Annotated in this window: 2 protein-coding genes; both read left to right on the forward strand. The window is 28.0% G+C overall.

Annotated elements, in window-relative coordinates; genetic code table 11:
* Positions 1–1,593: polysaccharide deacetylase family protein (locus tag I4V51_RS20700; protein WP_195990325.1), on the forward strand; the 1,593-nt coding region annotated here is incomplete at its 5' end.
* Between the two features lie 72 nt (positions 1,594–1,665).
* Positions 1,666–2,361, forward strand: coding sequence for an acyltransferase (locus I4V51_RS20705; protein ID WP_195990326.1), 696 nt, complete (start codon positions 1,666–1,668; stop codon positions 2,359–2,361).
* Positions 2,362–2,373: the final 12 nt, after the last annotated feature.

Genomic DNA, 2,373 nt, shown 5'->3' on the forward strand with positions numbered 1-2,373 from the left:
TTGGAACATAATACGAAACAAATAATTAAATATAACAATAGTTCAATTTATGGACAAAGAGCGAATGGAAAAAGAAGGTGTATAGTATCTTTTATTTCAGATGATGGAAAACAGACGGATTATACAATATTAAAGCCGATTTTTCAATCTAAAAATATAGCTTGCAGTGGTTGTCTTATTCCAAATGGAAGTAATCAGATGACTAATGAACAAATAAATGAGTTAATTGAATTAGGATGGGATTTTGGATCTCATACAGTAAATCATTATAGATTACCTACTTTAACTAATGAAGAGATAGAATACGAGTTATCAGAAAGTAAAAGGATTATAGAACAAACGAGAGGGTTTCAATGCGACTACATTGTATATCCAAATGGCGAAAATGATTATAGAGTTCGTGAAATAGCACAGAAATATTATAGATTTGGACTAGCAACTGGTGGAACATTAACAACATATCCGGTAAAAACATATCAAATAAATAGAATTGCATTAGGTTCTTATTATGATGGTATTTCAAAGGATACTTTGGAATATTATAAAAAAATGTTTAATGAAGCTTATTCTAAAAAACTTTGGATTATTTATATGCTTCATTCAGAAGCAAACCAATTTGATGAAATACAACAACAGTATTTAAAAGATTTAATTGATTATATCAAAACGTTTGAAGATGTTGATATACTACCTATTAATAAAGCATATAAAGAATTTGGGAATATGATTTCAATTGGAGATGGTACAAAAGAAAAGATGGTAATAACTAATGCAGGAGATATATTTGAAGAACCTAGAACGTTAAACTTAAAGAGTAAAAAAAAGACATTCTTAGCAGGGGAGAATTGTGAAGATGGCAATTTAATTAACTTTTATGAAAATGGAAATTTAAGAATTAATAGAATAGAGATTAATAATTCCATAAATTCTTTAACAATAAGGAGTGTAGGGAAAAATATATGGAGTGGAGAAAGATTTGCAAAGGATATTATAGATACAGTTAAAGATGAAAGCCTAGCTTGGTATTGTGAAAAAAATAATAGAAGATGCATAGCTTTAAAAGGTAGCAGTGATTTATTGAATAAAGTGGTATTTAATAACTTTTTAGAAAATACTCAATATACTATTTCTTTTGATTGGTTAAGAGATTCATTGAATACAGGTAATGGAGGGGGACTTAAATTTGTATATAGTGATGGGAGTGAAACTAATGCAGATGTATCTTCAGCTATATCAACATGGAGTAATTATGCATTTGGAAGTAAAAACGGGTATACAATAAATTCAATACAATTACACTATGGTTCAAGGGATATGATAACGTATATTGATATTGATACTGTGCAACTTGAAATTGGGGAGTATAAAACAAGTTTTGAGCAGTATAAAGAAAATGAATTATATATATCAAGTTCTTTATTGAAAGGTGATATTATTAAATTATCAAATGGGAAATTATATAAAGGAATAACAGAAGTCCAATTTTTCGGAAGTTTAAAGGCTTACAAAAATGGTTTAATATATATAAAAGAAGCAGATGAGGTTTTATATATAGAATATCCTTTAAATCTTTATGGAAGCTTAAACAATTGACAGATTTATATTATTTGAGTTGTCGGGAATTAGATAATATTGTATAATTATGCAATACGGAGGGGAAGACAAATGATAGATTTTTTTAAAGTAATAATGAAGTCTTATGTTAGACGTAATTCGAAAAGTTATATAAAACTTTTAAGAAGTAAAGGATGCAAAATCGGAGAAAGAACGGTAATATTTAATCCACAAACTACCAATATAGATAGGACTAGACCTTGTTTAATAGATATAGGTGACGATGTTAAAATAACAGACGGAGTTACAATATTAACGCACGGGTATGATTGGTCTGTATTAAGCGGAGTATATCATGATATGATAGGTTCATCAGGGAAAGTTACTATAGGTAATAATGTTTTTATAGGGATGAAGTCAACTATATTAAAAGGAGTAACTATAGGTAATAATGTAATAATTGGAGCAAACTCATTGGTGAACAAAGATATACCAGATAATGTTGTAGTAGCAGGAAATCCTGCTAAAATTATAATGACATTAGATGAATATTATAGCAAAAGAAAGAATGAATATGTTGCAGAAGCTATTGAATTAGCCCAGACATATTATGATAGGTTTAATACAAAGCCTCCTATAGAATTATTTCATGAATTTTTTCCATTATTTATGGCAAGAGATGATGAAGGTATAGCTATGGCTAAAAAAAGTTTTGGAGATAATTCAATGATGTTAGATAAGTTTATTTCATCAGAGCCCATTTATAAAGGATATGATGATTTTCTAAAATTATGTGGTATAGATTAATTCATAATTGAT

The sequence above is a fragment of the Clostridium sp. D53t1_180928_C8 genome (assembly GCF_015667795.1).
Classification (GTDB): domain Bacteria; phylum Bacillota; class Clostridia; order Clostridiales; family Clostridiaceae; genus Clostridium.

Excerpts from the sequence above, each read along its gene's own strand:
- I4V51_RS20705 (WP_195990326.1), top strand. The coding sequence starts at position 1,666 with ATGATAGATTTTTTTAAAGTAATAATGAAGTCTTATGTTAGACGTAAT.